The sequence below is a fragment of the Bradyrhizobium sp. AUGA SZCCT0222 genome, assembly GCF_018130205.1.
Taxonomy (GTDB): domain Bacteria; phylum Pseudomonadota; class Alphaproteobacteria; order Rhizobiales; family Xanthobacteraceae; genus Bradyrhizobium.
In genome coordinates this window covers 1-17,374 of record NZ_JAFCLX010000071.1, presented here as the reverse complement: position 1 = coordinate 17,374, position 17,374 = coordinate 1, and the positions used below count along the sequence as shown (strand labels likewise).

At 63.4% G+C, this 17,374-nt stretch carries 18 protein-coding genes; 10 read left to right on the top strand and 8 right to left on the bottom strand.

The annotated features are described in order from the left end of the window. Positions 1 to 31: 31 nt before the first annotated feature. The 3 genes from JQ629_RS34560 to JQ629_RS34550 all read left to right on the top strand — a co-directional run bounded on the left by JQ629_RS34560 (position 32) and on the right by JQ629_RS34550 (position 2,711). On the top strand, positions 32 to 1,132 hold the full coding sequence (locus tag JQ629_RS34560) for an LLM class flavin-dependent oxidoreductase (protein ID WP_212416415.1): 1,101 nt from the start codon (positions 32 to 34) through the stop codon (positions 1,130 to 1,132). Then, positions 1,129 to 2,070, top strand: a complete 942-nt coding sequence (locus tag JQ629_RS34555) for an ABC transporter substrate-binding protein (RefSeq protein ID WP_212416414.1) — start codon at positions 1,129 to 1,131, stop codon at positions 2,068 to 2,070. Before JQ629_RS34560 ends, JQ629_RS34555 begins: the two co-directional genes overlap by 4 nt. 131 nt (positions 2,071 to 2,201) lie before the next feature. Beyond that, positions 2,202 to 2,711 (top strand): Lrp/AsnC family transcriptional regulator, encoded by a 510-nt coding sequence (locus tag JQ629_RS34550; protein WP_212262763.1) that lies wholly within the window; start codon positions 2,202 to 2,204, stop codon positions 2,709 to 2,711. 240 nt (positions 2,712 to 2,951) lie between these two features. Here JQ629_RS34550 and JQ629_RS34545 read toward each other — a convergent pair whose 3' ends face one another. After that, positions 2,952 to 3,941 carry an aliphatic sulfonate ABC transporter substrate-binding protein gene (locus JQ629_RS34545; RefSeq protein ID WP_249135476.1) on the bottom strand — a complete coding sequence of 330 codons (990 nt, stop codon included), beginning with the start codon at positions 3,939 to 3,941 and terminating at the stop codon, positions 2,952 to 2,954. Positions 3,942 to 4,354: 413 nt separating this feature from the next. On the opposite strand from JQ629_RS34545, the gene JQ629_RS34540 reads away from it, so the two are divergent. Genes JQ629_RS34540 through JQ629_RS34515 form a run of 6 tightly spaced genes read left to right on the top strand, consistent with a single transcriptional unit; the run spans position 4,355 to position 9,742 of the window. Further along, complete coding sequence (locus JQ629_RS34540) at positions 4,355 to 5,302, top strand: aliphatic sulfonate ABC transporter substrate-binding protein (RefSeq protein ID WP_212416413.1); 948 nt, start codon at positions 4,355 to 4,357, stop codon at positions 5,300 to 5,302. Positions 5,303 to 5,343: 41 nt separating this feature from the next. Beyond that, entirely contained in the window at positions 5,344 to 6,297 is a 954-nt protein-coding gene (locus JQ629_RS34535; RefSeq protein ID WP_212416412.1) for a sulfonate ABC transporter substrate-binding protein, read from the top strand. Further along, a complete protein-coding gene (gene ssuD / locus JQ629_RS34530) occupies positions 6,294 to 7,460 on the top strand; it encodes an FMNH2-dependent alkanesulfonate monooxygenase (protein WP_212416411.1) in 1,167 nt (388 codons plus the stop codon). Before JQ629_RS34535 ends, ssuD begins: the two co-directional genes overlap by 4 nt. Then, positions 7,457 to 8,263, top strand: coding sequence for an ABC transporter permease subunit (locus JQ629_RS34525; RefSeq protein ID WP_212416410.1), 807 nt, complete (start codon positions 7,457 to 7,459; stop codon positions 8,261 to 8,263). Before ssuD ends, JQ629_RS34525 begins: the two co-directional genes overlap by 4 nt. A gap of 8 nt (positions 8,264 to 8,271) precedes the next feature. Then, entirely contained in the window at positions 8,272 to 9,117 is an 846-nt protein-coding gene (locus tag JQ629_RS34520) for an ATP-binding cassette domain-containing protein (protein WP_211998388.1), read from the top strand. Positions 9,118 to 9,124: 7 nt separating this feature from the next. Then, a complete protein-coding gene (locus JQ629_RS34515) occupies positions 9,125 to 9,742 on the top strand; it encodes a flavin reductase family protein (protein WP_212416409.1) in 618 nt (205 codons plus the stop codon). Positions 9,743 to 9,752: 10 nt separating this feature from the next. Here JQ629_RS34515 and JQ629_RS34510 read toward each other — a convergent pair whose 3' ends face one another. Beyond that, positions 9,753 to 10,136, bottom strand: coding sequence for a hypothetical protein (locus JQ629_RS34510; protein WP_212416408.1), 384 nt, complete (start codon positions 10,134 to 10,136; stop codon positions 9,753 to 9,755). A 266-nt stretch (positions 10,137 to 10,402) separates the two neighbouring features. Between JQ629_RS34510 and JQ629_RS34505 the strand changes: the two genes are divergently transcribed. Next, entirely contained in the window at positions 10,403 to 10,558 is a 156-nt protein-coding gene (locus JQ629_RS34505; protein ID WP_212416407.1) for a hypothetical protein, read from the top strand. A 132-nt stretch (positions 10,559 to 10,690) separates the two neighbouring features. On the opposite strand, the gene flbD is transcribed toward JQ629_RS34505, so the two are convergent. From flbD to sciP, 6 genes are all read right to left on the bottom strand, one after another. Further along, positions 10,691 to 12,070 carry a sigma-54-dependent transcriptional regulator FlbD gene (flbD, locus tag JQ629_RS34500; protein ID WP_212416406.1) on the bottom strand — a complete coding sequence of 460 codons (1,380 nt, stop codon included), beginning with the start codon at positions 12,068 to 12,070 and terminating at the stop codon, positions 10,691 to 10,693. A 48-nt stretch (positions 12,071 to 12,118) separates the two neighbouring features. Beyond that, positions 12,119 to 12,469: a flagellar motor switch protein FliN gene (gene fliN, locus JQ629_RS34495; protein WP_212416405.1), complete on the bottom strand. Its 351-nt coding sequence runs from the start codon at positions 12,467 to 12,469 to the stop codon at positions 12,119 to 12,121. Between the two features lie 10 nt (positions 12,470 to 12,479). Then, the gene (locus tag JQ629_RS34490; RefSeq protein ID WP_212262741.1) at positions 12,480 to 13,109 is read right to left on the bottom strand and encodes a FliH/SctL family protein; all 630 of its coding nucleotides are present in this window, start codon (positions 13,107 to 13,109) and stop codon (positions 12,480 to 12,482) included. After that, on the bottom strand, positions 13,109 to 14,191 hold the full coding sequence (fliG, locus tag JQ629_RS34485) for a flagellar motor switch protein FliG (protein ID WP_212034367.1): 1,083 nt from the start codon (positions 14,189 to 14,191) through the stop codon (positions 13,109 to 13,111). Before fliG ends, JQ629_RS34490 begins: the two co-directional genes overlap by 1 nt. Positions 14,192 to 14,197: 6 nt before the next feature. Beyond that, positions 14,198 to 15,814 (bottom strand): flagellar basal-body MS-ring/collar protein FliF, encoded by a 1,617-nt coding sequence (gene fliF / locus JQ629_RS34480; RefSeq protein WP_212416404.1) that lies wholly within the window; start codon positions 15,812 to 15,814, stop codon positions 14,198 to 14,200. A 189-nt stretch (positions 15,815 to 16,003) separates the two neighbouring features. Then, positions 16,004 to 16,279 carry a CtrA inhibitor SciP gene (sciP, locus tag JQ629_RS34475; protein ID WP_002714638.1) on the bottom strand — a complete coding sequence of 92 codons (276 nt, stop codon included), beginning with the start codon at positions 16,277 to 16,279 and terminating at the stop codon, positions 16,004 to 16,006. Positions 16,280 to 17,374 lie beyond the last annotated feature (1,095 nt).

Genomic DNA, 17,374 nt, shown 5'->3' with positions numbered 1-17,374 from the left:
ACGAACCAATCCCAAACTCTGGAGCTAACCCATGTCAGTGGAATTCATCGGATACATCGGCAGCAATTATTCGTCCGAAACGGTCGTGCGGAACGGCCCGATTCTCGACCGGCACTATATCGAGACTGTTGCCAAGGCGCATGAGAACGCAGGCTTTGATCGCGCGCTGCTGGCATTTCATTCCACCACCCCGGACGGGCTTCAGATCGGCCAGCACGTGCTCGGCGTGACCGACAAGCTCAACGTCCTGATCGCGCAGCGGCCCGGCTTCACCGCGCCGACGCTGCTCGCCCGCCAGCTGGCGACCGTCGATCAACTCTCCAGCGGCCGCGTCGCTTTGCATGTCATCACCGGCGGCAACGCCACCGAGCTCCGGCAGGACGGCAATGTCATCGATGACAAGGACGAACGCTACGCCCGCACCAGCGAATTCCTGGACGTCGTTCGCGCCGAATGGAGCAGCGAAAAGCCGTTCACCTATGAAGGGAAATATTATCAGGTGCAGAACGGCTTCTCGCAGCTGAAGCCGTATCGCAGCGAGGGCATTCCGATCTTTGTCGGCGGCGGTTCGGACGCGGCAATCGAGGTCGCGGGCAAGCATGCGGATACGTTTGCGCTGTGGGGTGAATCCTATGCGCAGGTACGTGATGTGACGTCGCGGGTCCGCGCCGCGGCTGCGAAACATGGCCGGCCGACGCCGCGCTTCAGCCTGTCGGTGCGTCCGATCCTTGCCGATACCGAGGAGAAGGCCTGGGCCAAGGCGGACGAAATCCTGGCGCGTGCCACCGCGCTGCAGGACAAGACCGGCTATCGCAAGCCCGCGGACGGCCACGCTACCGCCGGCGCGAAGCGGCTGCTGGCGCTGGCCGAACAGGGGACAAGGATCGACAAGCGGCTGTGGACCGAAATTGCAAAGCTCACCGGCGCCAACAGCAACACCACGGCGCTGGTCGGCACGCCCGAGCAGGTCGCCGAAGTCTTTGGCGACTATTACGATCTCGGCATCAGCCACTTCCTGATTCGCGGCTTCGATCCCCTGATCGATGCCATCGACTACGGCCGCGAACTGATCCCGCTGACGCGTCAACTGATCGCCGGACGCAGTGTTGCCCGGGGAGTGGCAGCGGAATGATGCGCGCCATTCTCGTTGCGGGCCTGCTGCTGGGTGCGATTGCCTCGGCGGATGCCCAGACCACATTGCGGGTCGGCGATCAAAAGGGGAATTCGCAGGCCGTGATGGAGGCGGCCGGCGTGCTCAAGGATGTTCCGTACAAGATCGAGTGGAAGGAATTCGCGGCCGCGGCGCCGCTATTGGAAGCGTTGAGTGCGGGCGCGATTGAAACCGGCCTGGTCGGCGACGCGCCGTTCACCTTCGCGGCAGCGGCCAATGTTCCCGTGAAAGCCATCGCCGCGATCCGGCAAACTCGCGAAGGGCTCGCGGTACTCGTTCCGAACGACTCGCCAGTCCGCGATTTCGAGAGCTTGAAAGGCAAGAAGATCGCGACCGGCCGCGGCTCGATCGGCCATCAACTGATTCTCGCCGCCCTCGAATCGAAGGGCTGGTCGACCAGCGACGTCCAGATCGTGTTCCTCGCGCCGTCGGACGCCAAGGTTGCGTATACGCAAGGCTCCGTCGATGCCTGGTCGACTTGGGAGCCTTATGTCAGCCAGGAAGAAGTCCTGTTCCAGTCGCGGCGCGTGATCACGGCTGAGGGTCTTACGCCGGGACTGGGCTTCCAGGTCGCGACCCCGAACGCGATCCGCGACAAGCGGCCGGAACTGGAAGATTTTGTCAGGCGGCTGACGGCCGCGCGGGCGTGGTCGCAGACCAATGTCGGTGCCTATGCCGACACGTGGGGCAAGCTGATGAATATTCCGCCCGCTGTGCCGTTGAATTGGCTCAGCCGAGCCAAGATCCGCGTCGCCCCGATCGATGACGGTGTGGTGGCCGACGAGCAGCAAACCATCGATCTCTATTTCCGCTCGGGCCTGATCAAGCAGAAGCTCAACGCCGCCGATATCGTCGACCGCTCGTTTTCCGGAGCGATCGGCAAGGGCGCGGGGCTTTAGGCTGGCGAAGACGCTCCGCGCAGCAAGTCTTTCTCCGGCAGCCGCTAATTTCGAAACGGCAGCCGGCTTGTGTGGAATTATTTTCTGAATACCATTGTCGATAGCAATGCATTTGGAAGAAAGTTTCACATATGAGCGAAGTTGTTACGTCTGGCCCGGAACAGACCCGCCGCATCGATGCGATCGACCGCAAGATCCTGCGGGTACTTCAGGAAGACGCATCGCTGTCGGTAGCCGAGATCGGGGAGCGCGTCGGGCTTTCCTCCACGCCGTGCTGGAAGCGCGTCCAGCGCATGGAGAACGAGGGCATCATCACCGGCAAGGTCGCGCTGGTCGACCAGAACAAGATCGGCCTCGGGCTGTCGGTGTTCGTGTCGGTGGAGAGCGACGATCATTCCGACGCGTGGCTGAAGAAATTCGCAGCCGCCGTCAGCGCCATGCCCGAGGTGATCGAGTTCTATCGTATGGCCGGCGACGTGGACTATGTGCTGCGCGTCGTCGTCGCCGACATGCGGAGCTATGATCTTTTCTACAAGAAGCTGATCGGCGCCGTCGCGCTGAAGAATGTGACCTCGCGGTTCGCGATGGAAAAGATCAAGTCGGTCACCGCATTGCCGGTTCCGGCGTTCGAGGCGGCATAGCGCGAGACGATTTTTAGTTAGATCGGTTTGGCCGCGGCGCTCACTTTACCTCTCCCGCTTGCGGGGTCGAGACGAGCGAAGCTCGCTCTTAGGTCGGCGCGAAGCGCCGGGTGGGGGCTCTCTCCACATCGGGAGCGTCAATTGCGAAGACACCCCCACCCCAGCCCTCCCCCGCAAGCGGGAGAGGGAGCGCACTTCAGTCGCGGCTCGCAACACATCATGCTCTAGCCACCGCCTCTATCAGTCGCGCTTCGGCGTCCAGATCTTCGCATCCCCCGCGTTGACCTTTACCGGCAGCAATCCTTCGGCAAAGAACGCATCGGCAATGCGTTGCTGTTCGGACAGGCCGGGCGCCGTGACGACACCGACCTTGTAGGAACGATGGCTGTTGGCTTCCTTCACCGTCGCCGCATCGATGCCCCAGAGGCCCGACAGCAATTTGGCGGCGTCATCCTGATGCGCCTTGACCCATTTGCCGGTCTCGTCGAGCTTGCCGAAGATCGCATTCAGCACATCGCCGCGCCGATCGGCAAACGCAGCCGACGACAAATAATATCGCTTGTAGCTCGCAAGGCCGTTGCTGCCGTCGGACAGCACCCGCGCGTTGGACTGGCGCTGGGCGCTGGTCAGGAACGGATCCCAGGCCACCCACGCATCGACATTACCGCCGATGAAGGCGGCGCGGCCGTCGGCCGGCGTCAGATAGGCCGGCGAGATATCCTTGAAGCTCAGGCCTGATTTGGCGAGCGCGGCAAGCAGCAGGAAATGGCTGCCGGCGCCTTTTGTGACGGCAACCTTCTTGCCCTTCAGATCGGCCAGCGTCTTGATGGGCGATTCTGCGCCGACCAGAATGGCCTGCGCCGACGGGGAGGCGGCTTCTTCCGCGATATAGGCAAGCCTGGCGCCGGCGGCTTGCGCGAACAGCGGCACGGTATCGGCGACGTCAGCGCCAAAGTCGATGTTGCCGGTATTGATCGCCTCCAGCAGCGGCAGGCCGCTGGTGAATTCATGCCAGGAGATGCGAACGCCGAGCGGCGCGAGCGCCTTTTCCAGCTCGCCATTGGTTTTCAGGATGGCCGTCAGCGTCGAGGATTTCTGATAGCCGATGCGAATCGTATCGGATGGCGGCGTCTGCGCGGCCACGGATGTTACTGAAACGACCGCGATGGCTGCGATGGCTCCGATGATTGATGCGGTATGGTTGCCCATGAAGTTTGATCTGCCTGACATTGAAGGGATCAAAACAAGCTAGAGGCCGCGCAACCGCGGTCAATAGAACCGTTCTTTCTTGTTGTCATGCGATCCGCATGACGATGCTACGCCGGTCGGCATTCGCAGAGAGAAATTCCAAGCCTCATATTTTCGTACGCGCCGGCGATTGTTCGCTCAGTGCGTCTGACACCATGTCGATAGGGTTCCGTCGCTGCCTAATTCATGATTAACGAATCCGGGCGTCGCGAGATCCAAGAAAAATGCGTCGTCGCAAATCGTGTTTCGGCAATAAACGCGTCGTCGCGCGACGGCTTGGCAGTGCCGTCATTGCTATTTTTGCGGAGCACTCGACACCTCCCGCGCCCAGCACCATCATCCCTGCCATCGCATGATCGCGCAATTTCGCGAGCATGATCGTTCAGGAGAATGTGATGAAGCGTCGGGAGTTTCTCGGATTGTCGGTTGCCGGTGCCGTTGTCGCGCTGTCGCCGGGTGCACGGGCGCAAGCGCCGGTGAAGGAAATCCGCATCGGCTATCAGAAGACCGGCGTGCTCGTGATCACGCGGCAACAGGCTATTCTCGAAAAGCACTTCGCCGCAAAACAAATTGCCATCAAATGGATCGAATTCACGTCGGGCCCGCCATTGCTGGAGGCGATGAGCACCGGCAGTGTCGATCTTGGCGCGGTCGGCGATAGCCCGCCGATCTTTGCCCAGGCCGCGAATGCGAACATCGTCTATGTGGCGGCGTCGCCCATCACCAACGGGCAGGGCATTCTGGTTCCCGCCAGCTCCACCATTCGCACGATTGCCGATCTGAAGGGCAAGCGGATCGGATTTGCCAAGGGCACCAGCGCGCATAACGTTCTGATCGCGACGCTGGAAAAGGCCGGTCTCACCTACGCCGATATCACGCCTGTCTATCTGTCGCCGCCCGATGCGGGGCCGGCATTCGCCAATGGCAGCATCGAAGCCTGGGCGATCTGGGATCCATACTTCGCGATCGGCGAAAAAAAGCAGAACGGCCGGATCCTGATCAACGCCTACGAGGTCGCCAAGACCAATTCGTTCTATCTCGCCAACCGCGATTTCGCGAACACCAACGTTCAGCACACCCGCGACATCATCGCGGGCCTGGCGGAAGCCGCCCGCTGGGCGGAAGGAAATCGCGACGCCGTGGCAACTGCGCTCGCCGCCGTGACCGGCGTTCCGCTGGAAGTCCAGACCGTCGCGGCCAACCGGGCCTCGTTCGCGATCGGCCCGGTGACGGAGGCGATCATCGATACCCAGCAGGCCGTCGCCGATCGCTTCTTCAAGCTCGGGCTGATCCCGAAGCCGATCGTGGTTCGCGACATCGTCTGGCGCAACACCCAGACCTGAATTCGAGAAAAGCCATTCCAATCAATGCAGAGGATTTCATCATGAAGCGTTTCATCAAACGCCTGATCGCGAGCGCCATGCTGTCTCTCGCCATCGTCGGCTCGACGGTTGGCCTCAGCTATGGGCAGGACAAGGTCGTCCGCATCGGCTTCCAGAAATACGGCAAGCTGGTGCTGCTCAAGAGCAAGGGCACGCTTGAAGGCAAGCTGAAGGCCGCGGGTTATCAGGTGGTATGGACGGAATTTCCCTCCGGGCCGCCGCTGCTCGAGGCGCTTAATGTCGGCGCCATCGATTTCGGCAACACCGGCGAAGCGCCGCCGATCTTCGCGCAGGCCGCGGGCGCGCCGATCCAGTATGTCGCCTATGAGCCGCCGGCACCGAAGGGCGAAGCCATCCTGGTGCCGAAGGACACCAAGCTGAATTCAGTTGCCGATTTGAAGGGCAAGAAGGTCGCGCTCAACAAGGGCTCCAACGTTCACTATCTGCTGGTGAAGGCGCTGGAGAAAGCTGGTGTCAAATATTCGGAGATCGAGCCGGTGTTTCTGGCGCCGGCCGATGCGCGCGCTGCGTTCGAACGTGGCGCGGTCGACGCATGGGTGATCTGGGATCCGTTCCAGGCCGCCGCCGAAGCTGCGACCGGCGCGCGGACGCTCGCCGACGGCACTGGCATCGTGTCGAACTATCAGTTCTATTTCGCCTCGAAGAAGTTCATTGGCGCCGACCCGAAAATCGTCGATCTCGTGCTGGCCCAACTCAGCGAAGTCGACGATTGGGCCAAGGGCGACATTCACACCGTCGCCGAACAGCTGGCGCCGGCGATCGGTCTTCCGGTCCCGGTCGTCGAGGTCGCCCTGAAGCGGCAGTCCTACGGCATCAAGCCGATCACCGACAGCGTGATTGCCGACCAGCAACAGGTCGCCGATACGTTCTTCGCGCTCGGCCTCATTCCCAAGCAGATCAAGATTTCCGACGCGGCACGGAGGCCGGGTTCATGAGCGACCAATCGAACGCCAATATCCTCTGGTTCCTGCCAACCCATGGCGATGGCCGCTATCTCGGCACCACCACCGGCGGCCGCGAGGTGAACTTCAATTATCTGCGCCAGATCGCGCAGGCTGCGGACCAGCTCGGCTATTACGGCGTGCTGCTGCCGACCGGGCGAAGCTGCGAAGACTCCTGGGTGGTGGCGTCAGCCGTCGCGCCCTGGACCGAGCGGCTGCGCTATCTGGTGGCGGTACGGCCCGGCCTGCAATCGCCGAGCGTCGCCGCGCGCATGACCGCGACGCTGGACCGGTTGTCGAACGGGCGGCTGCTGGTCAACGTCGTCACCGGCGGCGACCCCGTCGAGAACAAGGGCGACGGGATCTTCCTCGATCACGACGCGCGTTATGCCGTGACGCGCGAGTTCCTCAACGTCTATAGCGACCTGCTCGCGGGCAAGACCGTCAATGTCGAAGGCAAGCACATCCGCATCGAGGATGGCCGTCTGCTGTTTCCGCCGGTGCAGTCGCCGCGGCCGCCGCTGTATTTCGGCGGATCGTCGGATGCAGGCATCGATGTCGCCGTCGACACCGTCGACAAATATCTGACCTGGGGCGAGCCGCCGGCGCAGGTGGCCGAGAAGATCAATCGCGTGAAAGCGGTCGCAGACGCGCGCGGGCGAAAACTCTCGTTCGGCATTCGGCTGCATGTGATCGTTCGCGAGACCAATGCGGAGGCCTGGAAGGCGGCGGATGAATTGATCCAGCATGTCACCGACGAGACGGTGGCCTCGGCGCAGAAGATATTTTCCCGGATGGATTCGGTCGGCCAGCAGCGCATGGCGCAGTTGCATGGCGGCAGGCGTGACAAGCTCGAGATCAGCCCCAACCTCTGGGCCGGCGTCGGTCTGGTGCGCGGCGGGGCAGGCACCGCGCTGGTCGGGGATCCCACGACGGTGGCGGCGCGGATTCGCGAATACCAGGATGTCGGCATCGATACCTTCATCATGTCGGGCTATCCGCATCTGGAGGAAGCCTATCGCTTCGCCGAACTGGTGTTTCCGCTGCTGTCGCTGAAGCAGCCGAACAATGTGACGCCGATCCGCGTCAACACCGGCCCGTTCGGCGAGACCATCGCCAATGAACATCGTCCCCTCGTCAAGGCATCGCAATCATGAGTCTGATCGAAAGTCTTCCGCGTGTCCGACGCCTGCGCTTGCCGCGGGCCGACGGCCTCATCCCATGGATCGTGCCGCTTGCGATCATCCTGATCTGGCAGGCGGCGTGCGTCACCGGCTTCGTCTCGGCGCGGGTGCTGCCGGCGCCGAGCGATGTGGCGCTGGCTGGGTGGAAGCTGCTGCTGTCAGGCGAACTGGTGCGCAATATCTGGGTCAGTTTCTGGCGCGCCAGCGTCGGCTTCCTGATCGGCGGCAGCATCGGCTTTACCTTCGGCCTCGCCAACGGCCTGTCGCAGCTATCGAGCAAACTGACCGACACGACGTTGCAGATGGTTCGCAACATTCCGCATCTGGCGCTGATCCCGCTCGTCATCCTGTGGTTCGGCATCGATGAGTCGGCAAAACTGTTCCTGGTCGCTCTCGGAGTGTTCTTTCCGATCTACCTCAACACGCTGCACGGCATCCGCACCGTCGATCCGCAGCTGATCGAGATGGGCCGCATTTACGGCATGACCGACGGCGAATTGTTCCGCCGGGTGATCTTTCCGGGCGCGTTGCCGTCGATCTTCGTCGGCCTGCGCTTTGCGCTCGGCATCATGTGGCTGACCTTGATCGTGGCGGAAACCATCGCGGCGTCATCCGGCCTCGGCTACATGGCGATGCAGGCGCGCGAATTCATGCTGATCGACGTCGTGGTGCTCTCCATCCTGATTTACGCGTTGCTTGGCAAGCTTGCCGACAGCGCTTCACGCGCGCTGGAACGGCTGACGCTGTCCTGGCACCCGGCCTTCCAGAAACATTGAGGATTGAAATGCAAGAAGCTCTTCGTTTTCGTGCCGCGGACGCCGAGGTTGTGGACCGTGCCGAGTTCATCGAACAGGCGCGTCAGGTGCGACGTGGTGCGGAAGCTCCAACGCGCGGGCTTTCGCTGACGATCCGGGGATTGCGCAAATCGTTCGGCGACAACGAGGTGCTGCGCGGCATCGACCTGCACATTCCGGCAGGGCAGTCCGTCGCCATCGTCGGCCGCAGCGGTTGCGGCAAGAGTACGCTGCTACGGCTGATCGCGGGCCTTGAAACGATCACCGCGGGCACCATCAGTTTTGGCGAGGAAACGCGCGCGGAAGACGTCCGCGTGATGTTTCAGGAGCCGCGGCTGCTGCCCTGGGCCCGGGTGCTCTCGAACGTCGAGGTCGGCCTCGGCCGGGAGCGGACCTCGCCCGACGCGCAAGCCCGCGCCGACAGCGCGCTGGTGGAAGTCGGCCTTGACGACAAACGGGCACAATGGCCGGCGGTTCTTTCCGGCGGGCAAAAACAGCGCGTGGCGCTGGCGCGGGCCTTGGTCAGCCGCCCGCGCGTGCTGGCCTTCGATGAGCCGCTCGGCGCGCTTGACGCGTTGACGCGGATCTCGATGCAGCGGCTGCTGGAGCGGGTCTGGCAGGATCAGGGATTTACCGCGATCCTGGTGACGCATGACGTCGCCGAGGCCGTGGCACTGGCCGACCGCGTTCTGGTGATCGAGGACGGCCGCATCGCGCATGACATTGACGTCAATATCCCGCGCCCAAGGCGACGGGGTTCGGCGGAACTCGCCGCGCTGGAAGGCTCGATCCTGAAGAACCTGCTGCAAGGCACCGAGGACACTTCCGACCTGTGAGGCCATCATGAACTCCGTTGTCCGCCATATCGCGATCGACCGTCAGGTTTCCCAAGAGGTTTCCCGCGCGGTTTCCCAAGAGCTTTCACCAGGCGATTTTCGTGGCGCCATGCGCCAGTTGACGGGCGGGGTGAGCGTCGTCACGGCCGGGCGCGGCAAGGACATTTCGGGCATGACGGTGACCTCGGTGTCGTCGCTGTCGGTCGATCCGCCGGCGCTGATCGTCAGCGTCAACCGCAACGCGTCCTCATGGCCGCTCGTGCAGCGGTACGGCTTCTTCGGCGTCAATATCCTGACGTCTGACCAAATCGACGTCGCCGAGCGTTTTGCGGGCAAGGACGGGCTCAAGGGCGCGGAGCGGTTTGCCGGCGCCGAGTGGACGACACGCGCCTCGGGCGTGCCGCTGCTGGTAGGCGCACTCGCCGCGATCGATTGTGAGGTGGAGGAAATCGTCGAGCGGCATTCCCATGCCATTCTGATCGGCCGCGTGCTGGACCTGCAGCTCTCGACCCGCACGGCGGCGCTGGCCTATTGGCAGGGCCAGTATGTCGCGATCGACCGGGACGAGGACGCGGTCAGGCTGGCCGAAGTCAGCCTGCCCCCACCACGGGCCGCTCGCTACTGACGCGGGCAGTCTAATCGAGGATTGCGCTCAACGTCGCTGGCGTGTCGATGATGACGGTGCTGCCGCGCACGCCGTACCAAACCCCGGCGATGGTCTGCGGCGCACCTGCCAGCGGCACGCTGACGACCAGCGTGGTGGGCACGCGACCGGTGCTCGACGGTACCTGTTCGTTGTAGGTGAAGCTTGCAGCAACGCCCAACGCGGTACCGTTCACGGTAATTCCGACGGTGGCGCCGGGGTAGTCGTTGCCCTGTGCGTACGGCATCGGCAGGTTCAGGATCACCAGCGCCGAGGTGCCGACGCCTTCGGGAAGCGTGAGGCTAAGCCCGGGAATCGGAACGAAAGTGCCGGAGTTGGTCGACTGCGTCCCACTCGTCTGCGCGTACAAGGCCATGATCGCTCTCCCGTTGCTTGATAAATGTTAGCAACAAAAGGTTGAGTGAGGCAAATGGAATCGCGGTTCGGGAAATGTGAAAATTCGGTGACGGGCGGGGAAGGGCGTTTGTTGCCATGGCATTCCGCGGCCGCAGGGACTAGAAAGCTTGCTTCCGCCGCGGAACGAGAGCGCGCCTTGAAAGGCAGACTGCTGAAAAATGTCTGGTTGCTGCAACGGTTGTGGCCGCGCGTCGCGCGCTTGGCCGAATGCGGTGGGGTGACCCGATGAAGCGTGTCGCAACCTGGGCGTTCTACGGCGTCGGCGCGCTTGCGATCGGCTATCTCGCGCTTTACGCCTATGCCGTCTTCACCGGCCGCGATCTGCAGCCGGGCGATCCCATCCACATCTTCCGCAAGCCGGACGCACCGAGTTATTCGTGATGTCGAAGCTGAGGTGAGGCACCGTAGCGATAACTCGAGGCGTCATTCCGGGGCGATGCAAGGCATCGAACCCGGAATCTCGAGATTCCGGGTCTGGTCCTGCGGACCATCCCGGAATGACAATGGTTGGGGCTACCCCGCTGCGGCAAAGCGCTGATAGTCGCCGGCGCCGGCCGGCGTGATCGGGATTCCGCCGTCGGCATATTCGTTCAGCTTGTTGCGCAGCGTGCGGATCGAAATGCCGAGGATGTTGGCCGCGTGGGTCCGGTTGCCGAGGCAATGCTTGAGCGTCTCCAGGATCAGGTCGCGTTCGACGTCGGCCACCGTGCGGCCGACCAGCGCGCGGGTCACCTGTTCGGCGGCGAAGGTGGCATGTGCCACGGCCGGCGGGGTCTTTGCGAGGTCGAGGCGGTCGCCGTCCGGGGTGAGAATGGCATCGGCGCCGATTTCGTCGCCCTGCGCCATCAGCACCGAGCGGTGCATGGTGTTTTCGAGTTCGCGGACGTTGCCCTGCCAGCGGTTGGAGGTCAGCACCCGTCGCGCATCGCTGGAGATCGGGCGTAGCGGCACGCCGTTGGCTTCGGAATATTTCTTCGCAAAATGGTGCGCCAGTTCGATGATATCCGCCGGCCGGTCGCGCAGCGCCGGGATCTTCAGATTGACGACGTTGAGCCGGAACAGCAGGTCCTCGCGGAAGGTGCCTTCGCGCACGGCGTCGGCCAGGTTGCGGTTCGAGGTCGCGATGATGCGGATATCGACCGGGACCGGCTTGGTGCCGCCGACGCGGTCGATCACGCGCTCCTGGATCGCGCGCAGCAATTTCGATTGCAGCCGCACGTCCATCTCGGAGATTTCGTCGAGCAGCAGCGTGCCGCCGGTGGCTTCCTCGAACTTGCCGATACGCCGCGCCACGGCGCCGGTGAAGGCGCCCTTTTCGTGGCCGAACAGTTCGGATTCAAGGAGATGCTCGGGGATCGCCGCGCAATTGATCGAGATGAACGGCCGCTTGGCGCGTTGTGAGCGGGTGTGGACATAGCGCGCCAGCACTTCCTTGCCGGTGCCGGATTCGCCGGTGATCATGACCGAGGCGTCCGAGCCCGCGATCTGCTGTGCCAGCTTGACGACCTTGCCCATCGCCTCGTCGCGATAGATCAGGTCGCGGGAATCGTTGGCGACGGCGGCGAGCACGGCGGCGATCAGTTCCGGATCGGGCGGCAGCGGGATGTATTCCTTGGCGCCGGCATGGATCGCGGCGACCGCGGCGCGGGCGTCGTTGGAGATGCCGCAGGCCACGATCGGCACATGGATGTGTTCGGCCTCGAGCCGCATCACCAGGTCGCGGATATCGAGCGCGACGTCGACCAGCATCAGGTCGGCGCCCTTGCCGCCGCGCAGCACCGCCATCGCCTGTTCGATCGTCTCGGCGTGGGTCACCGAAGCGCCGTTGTCCATCGCGATCTTGGTGGCCGTGGTGAGCTGGCCCTTCAATGTGCCAACGATGAGAAGCCGCATCATAGTCTCCTGTTCGTCTGTTCGCGCCGCTTATGCGCGTGCCGTTGTTTAGGTGCGTTCCGCCTTGATGATTTCCGTCATGGTGACGCCGAGCTTGTCTTCCACCAGCACGACTTCGCCGCGCGCCACCAGCCGGTTGTTGACGTAGATGTCGATCGCTTCACCGACGCGGCGGTCGAGCTCGAGCACGGTGCCGGGGCCGAGCTTCAACAGTTCGCCGACGTCCATCTTGGAGCGGCCGAGCACCGCAGAGACCTGCACCGGCACGTCGAACACGGCCTCCAGGTCGGCCGCAATGCGCGAGGCCTGTTCGTCTTCATTGTAGGCCAGATCGTCCGCGGGCTCCGCGGCTGACGCGTTGAGGTCTTGCAGCGGGACCTGTGTGTCGGTGTCGCTCATGGTTCGGTCCTCACGGCCTTCCGGCCTGATCGCGGGACGCCATGTAGCGCCCGACAAGTTCGTTGATCTTGGCTTCGATGGCGGCCCGCTCCAGCACCACGCCGCCGTCGGCCCATTCGATCCGGCAGTCGCCGGTTGCAATATCAGGCTCGGCCAGGATCACCAGCCGGCCCTCGAAGCCGCTCTGCGTGGCCTGCCGCTCGATCTTTTCGCGCGCGGCCTCGTAGAGGGAGTCGTTGATGCGGACCACGAGGTGCGGCGTCGCGACCAGATGCGAGAAGCAATCGCCCACCAGTCCCGTGATCTCGCCGAGCGGCTCGGCGGCAATCAGTTCGCCGCACAATTTGCGGGCCACCGCGACCGCGACGTCGACCGCCTCGGTCTCCATCCGCGCTTCGATGCCGCCAAAGCGCGAGGCAATGCCCTTGATCGCAATGCCGATCTCCTCCAGCGCCAGCGCGGCGCGGCGGTCGCTTTCCGCCTTGGCCTCGCGCTGCGCGGCCTCGTAGCCGTCGCGATAGGCGCGGGCCTCGGCCGAGGCGATCTTCTGCGCGATCTCGGCGGGCGTGGCAGGACGCTCGCGCGTCTTGTCCGGCGCGCCGAAGTCCATGTCGAACAGGAATTTTGCGGGTGCGGCCATCAGTACACCAGCTCGTCGTCAGCGCGGTTCTTGGTCAAGGTGATTTCACCCTTGGCGGCCATGTCCTTGGCGAGGTTGACGAGCAGCGCCTGCGCCTCGTCGACGTCGCGGAGCCGCACCGGTCCCATCGCGGCCATGTCGTCCAGCAGCATCTTGCCGGCGCGGGACGACATGTTGCCGAGGAAGAAGCTGCGGACCTCCTCATTGGCGCTCTTCAGCGCAATGCCGAGCTTGTCCTTGTCGATGTTGCGCATCAGCGTCTGCGCCGAGGCGGAGTCGAGCTTGATCAGATCGTCGAAGGTGAACATCAGCGCCTTGATGCGCTCGGCGGATTCGCGGTTTTCCTCTTCCAGCGAGGTGATGAAGCGGGTTTCGGTCTGGCGGTCGAAATTGTTGAAGATTTCGGCCATCACCTCGTGGGCGTCGCGGCGGCGGGTCTGCGACAGGTTCGACATGAACTCGGTCCGCAGCGTCTGTTCGACGCGCTCGATGACTTCCTTCTGCACCGCTTCCATCTTCAGCATGCGCCCGACCACGTCGAGCGCGAGATCCTCAGGGAGGATTGCCAGCACGCGGGCGGCGTGCTCCGGCTTCAGCTTCGACAGCACCACGGCGATGGTCTGCGGGTATTCGTTCTTGAGGTAGTTGGCGAGCACCTCTTCCTGCACGTTGGAGAGTTTCTCCCACATGTTGCGGCCGGCGGGGCCGCGGATCTCGTCCATGATGCCGGTGACGCGCTCGCCCGGCAGATATTGCTGCAGCAGCCGTTCGGTGGCGTCGAAGGTGCCCATCAGGGCGCCGGAGGCCGACATCCTTGAGACGAATTCGAGCAGCAGGTCTTCGACCACGTCGGCCTCGACGGTGCCGAGCGTCGACATGTGGATCGACAGTTCGCGCACCTCGTCGTCGTCGAGCAGCGCCCAGACCTTGCCGCCATATTGTTCGCCCAGCGCCAGCATCAGGATGGCGGCGCGCTGCGGGCCGCTCAGCGGCTTGCCCTTGGGCCTTGTCGCCTGACGGCTCGCCAGCGCCGAGATGACGGTGGTGATGTCGTTGGCGTTGGTGGTTTGCGGTACGGCCATGTCAGGTCACTCGACAGGTTCGCTGAGCCATTGACGAACAATGGAGGCGGTCTCGTTCGGATTTCGTTCAGCGAGTTCACCGACCCGGTGCACGGCCTGGGCGTGGACCTGGCCCTGAACCTGGGCGACATCGATCAACGCGGCGGCGCCGCCGGCGGGAATCAGGGCCTGGCCGGGCGCGCCTTCGGCGCTGCCGTCGGCCAGCGCCGGCACAGCGGCGCCGCCGGTCAGCGCGGGAACGACTTCGGCGGCCAGGATGCGCTTGACCAGCGGGCGGATCACCATGAACAGCACGACGAGGCCGAGCAGCATCATGACGCCGAGTTCGATGACGTACATGACGTCATCCTTGGTGAACTGGAACATGCCGAGCAGGCCGGTCGGTTCGGCAACCGGGGGCACCGACGGGGCTTCGGCAAAGCGCAGGTTCACGACCTCGACCTGGTCACCGCGCTTCTGGTCGAAGCCGATGGCCGAGCGAACCAGGGTGGCGATGCGGTCGAGCATTTCCTTGCTGCGGTCGGAATAGACCATCTCGCCTTTTTCGTTCTTGGTGTAGGCGCCGTCGACCAGCACCGCGACCGAGATCTTGTTGACCCGGCCGGCCTCGGTGACTTCGGTCTTGGTGACGCGGGAAATCTCGTAATTGTTGGTTTCTTCGCTCTTCTTGCTCTGGTCGCGCGCCGGGACGCCGGCATTGGCCTGGTTGCCGGGCAGTTCGTTGTTGACCGTGACCTGGCCGCTGTCTCCGGCGGTCGCCGACGATTCCTCGCGGGACTGGCTGGAGCGCAGCACACGACCTTCGGGATCGAACTTGTCCGAGGTCTGGGTGACCTTGTTGTAGTCGAAATCGGCGGTGAGCTGGACGCGGGCGCGGCCCTGGCCGACCACCGAGGAGACGATCGCCTCGACCTCGCTGCGCATCCGTTTTTCGAAGGCGGTGCGGCGCTCGTCGCCGCTCGCGCCCTCGGGATTGCTGCTGGCGCCGTCGGCCAGGAGCCGGCCGCCCTCGTCAACGATCGACACCCGCTGCGGCTTCAGGCCGTTGACGGCCGAAGCGACCACGTGGCGGATGGCGCGGATCTGCTGGGGTTCGAGGCTGCCGCGCACCCGGACCACGATGGACGCCGACGGCTCCGGGATTTCGCGGGAGAACAGCGGCCGTTCCGGCAGCACCAGATGGACCCTCGCGGCCTGAATGCGATCGATGGCGCGGATGGTGCGGGAGAGTTCGCCCTCCAGCGCGCGCAGATGATTGATGTTCTGGACGAAGCTGGTGGTGCCGAGCGCATCGGATTTGTCGAAAATCTCGTAGCCGACGCCGCCGCCCTTGGGCAGGCCGCCTTCGGCCAGCTTCATCCGCAGCCGCGTCACCTTGTCCTTCGGCACCATGATCACGGCGCCCTCGTTGCGCATTTCGAACGGGATCGCCTGGCGCTCCAGATCCTTGATGATGCTGGCGGAGTCTTCAGCCGTGAGGTCGGTGAAGAGGGTGGTCATCTGCGGCGTCGTGACGCGCATGATGACGAACGCGAAGAAGCCGATCAGGGCTGCGGTCACGGCGACCATCGCCATCAGCCGCGACGCGCCCAGGCCTCTCAGGAAAGCAACGAGACTTTGCACCAACCGCCCCCAGGGATTCGGCCCAAGATCCCAAGATTCGTACCCGGGGACCGACTGGGCAATTATTGCCTAGGGGATGGTTTCCATATGGTTAACGACCGTTAAAGTCGGCGAAGGAAGTTTCGGCATGAAAAAAACCGACTTCGCAAAACGAAGCCGGTTTTCATCAAATCTTCCGGTTTGGAGAGTTTATTGCCGGTATTGCTGGATGCGGGTGGTCCGCAAGCCTGCAAGGCCATGCTGATCGATGGAGAACTGCCAGGACAGGAACTCGTCCACCGTCAGCGTGTAGCGGCTGCAAGCCTCCTCGAGGGAGAGCAGGCCGCCGCGAACCGCGGCAACGACTTCGGCCTTGCGGCGGATCACCCACCGTTTGGTGCCTGGCGCGGGCAGGTCCGCAATTGTTAATGGACTTCCGTCAGGCCCGATGACGTATTTTACCCTCGGGCGATGGGGTTCTGTCATGGCGTACTCACAAACTCTCAACCACTGAACTCACCCTGATAACCTACGCCGTGCGACTTAAAATTTGCCTAAGCCCAAGGCTTCAATACGAATCTCGTTGAACATGACGGGAACTGGGGGCGCGGGGCGTCTGCGAGAGGGGCTGGGCAGGGCCGGGCGGAGGAGGAGAGGGGGTAGGCGGATTGGAGTCGACTACATCGGCGGTCGCTCCACGAGCGAGGTGGAAGGCGTAATCCGCCATTTGGGCTGTTCGCTGCGGTCTCCGCTCTGAGCCTATTGGAGTTGTAACCGGCACGGCGGATTACGCCTACGGCTCAATCCGCCCTACCGACGTGCGTCGCCCCCACGCAAGCGGAATCTTGCGGCCCGCGTGCGACAAATCAACCCGACGGGCAAATCACTTCCGATTTACGGAAATTGTGTCAAGCCCCGAAATAAGAAATATTTCTGTTTACCAGAATGCAAATCAGGGGCATATATTCGCCCATCCCGTCCTACTCAGAAGGGCGTCGGCCGTCGTCACGGACGTTGGACGGGTTGCGGTGGACGCTGGTTTGCGCCTCGACGACGGCGTGGATAAGCGTACGGCAAAACCGTGTGGTCCTGGCACCCGTTGCAGGTGTCAAGCTGTCGGGTAGGCGAGAGCTGAACGGCAGCGACGGAGTCAACCAAGAACTCGTCTCCGGGGAGAGCGCGGCATAAGCCGTAAAGCCATTGCGCAGGGAAGGCCGGGTGTTCCCCGCTGCCCTGTATGCTCGTGTGCACTTTGTTTTGTGCAATCCGCACACGGGACCGCGGGTGCAGCGCGCACCCGGTCTTCCCTGCGCCCTCTTATTTCGGGGGCAAGGAATTTCTGGCAAAGCTCGGGCGCATGGCGCCGCGAGAATGCGGAAGTGTGTTGAGTGCACGGTGCAACAGCAAACGCCGCTGTCGTCCCGGCCTTGAGCCGGGACCCATAACCACAGGAAGAAGTTTTGCGAACGGTCTCTGCTACCGAGCTTCATAGAAAGATCACGCGGTATGGGTCCCCTAAGTTCACAAACGAAGTGCAACACTTCCAACTGGAGGTGTTGCCATGGGGCGGAGTTACGAGCA

What these genes read in the sequence shown, in the direction of transcription:
- JQ629_RS34545 (WP_249135476.1), bottom strand. Translation starts at nt 3,941, where the DNA reads ATGTCAGGCAGATCAAACTTCATGGGCAACCATACCGCATCAATCATC.
- JQ629_RS34525 (WP_212416410.1), top strand. Translation starts at nt 7,457, where the DNA reads ATGAGTCTGATCGAAAGTCTTCCGCGTGTCCGACGCCTGCGCTTGCCG.
- JQ629_RS34510 (WP_212416408.1), bottom strand. Translation starts at nt 10,136, where the DNA reads ATGGCCTTGTACGCGCAGACGAGTGGGACGCAGTCGACCAACTCCGGC.
- JQ629_RS34540 (WP_212416413.1), top strand. Translation starts at nt 4,355, where the DNA reads ATGAAGCGTCGGGAGTTTCTCGGATTGTCGGTTGCCGGTGCCGTTGTC.
- sciP (WP_002714638.1), bottom strand. Translation starts at nt 16,279, where the DNA reads ATGACAGAACCCCATCGCCCGAGGGTAAAATACGTCATCGGGCCTGAC.
- JQ629_RS34550 (WP_212262763.1), top strand. Translation starts at nt 2,202, where the DNA reads ATGAGCGAAGTTGTTACGTCTGGCCCGGAACAGACCCGCCGCATCGAT.
- fliG (WP_212034367.1), bottom strand. Translation starts at nt 14,191, where the DNA reads ATGGCCGTACCGCAAACCACCAACGCCAACGACATCACCACCGTCATC.
- JQ629_RS34515 (WP_212416409.1), top strand. Translation starts at nt 9,125, where the DNA reads ATGAACTCCGTTGTCCGCCATATCGCGATCGACCGTCAGGTTTCCCAA.
- JQ629_RS34490 (WP_212262741.1), bottom strand. Translation starts at nt 13,109, where the DNA reads ATGGCCGCACCCGCAAAATTCCTGTTCGACATGGACTTCGGCGCGCCG.
- fliN (WP_212416405.1), bottom strand. Translation starts at nt 12,469, where the DNA reads ATGAGCGACACCGACACACAGGTCCCGCTGCAAGACCTCAACGCGTCA.
- flbD (WP_212416406.1), bottom strand. Translation starts at nt 12,070, where the DNA reads ATGCGGCTTCTCATCGTTGGCACATTGAAGGGCCAGCTCACCACGGCC.
- JQ629_RS34520 (WP_211998388.1), top strand. Translation starts at nt 8,272, where the DNA reads ATGCAAGAAGCTCTTCGTTTTCGTGCCGCGGACGCCGAGGTTGTGGAC.
- JQ629_RS34555 (WP_212416414.1), top strand. Translation starts at nt 1,129, where the DNA reads ATGATGCGCGCCATTCTCGTTGCGGGCCTGCTGCTGGGTGCGATTGCC.
- ssuD (WP_212416411.1), top strand. Translation starts at nt 6,294, where the DNA reads ATGAGCGACCAATCGAACGCCAATATCCTCTGGTTCCTGCCAACCCAT.
- JQ629_RS34535 (WP_212416412.1), top strand. Translation starts at nt 5,344, where the DNA reads ATGAAGCGTTTCATCAAACGCCTGATCGCGAGCGCCATGCTGTCTCTC.
- JQ629_RS34560 (WP_212416415.1), top strand. Translation starts at nt 32, where the DNA reads ATGTCAGTGGAATTCATCGGATACATCGGCAGCAATTATTCGTCCGAA.
- JQ629_RS34505 (WP_212416407.1), top strand. Translation starts at nt 10,403, where the DNA reads ATGAAGCGTGTCGCAACCTGGGCGTTCTACGGCGTCGGCGCGCTTGCG.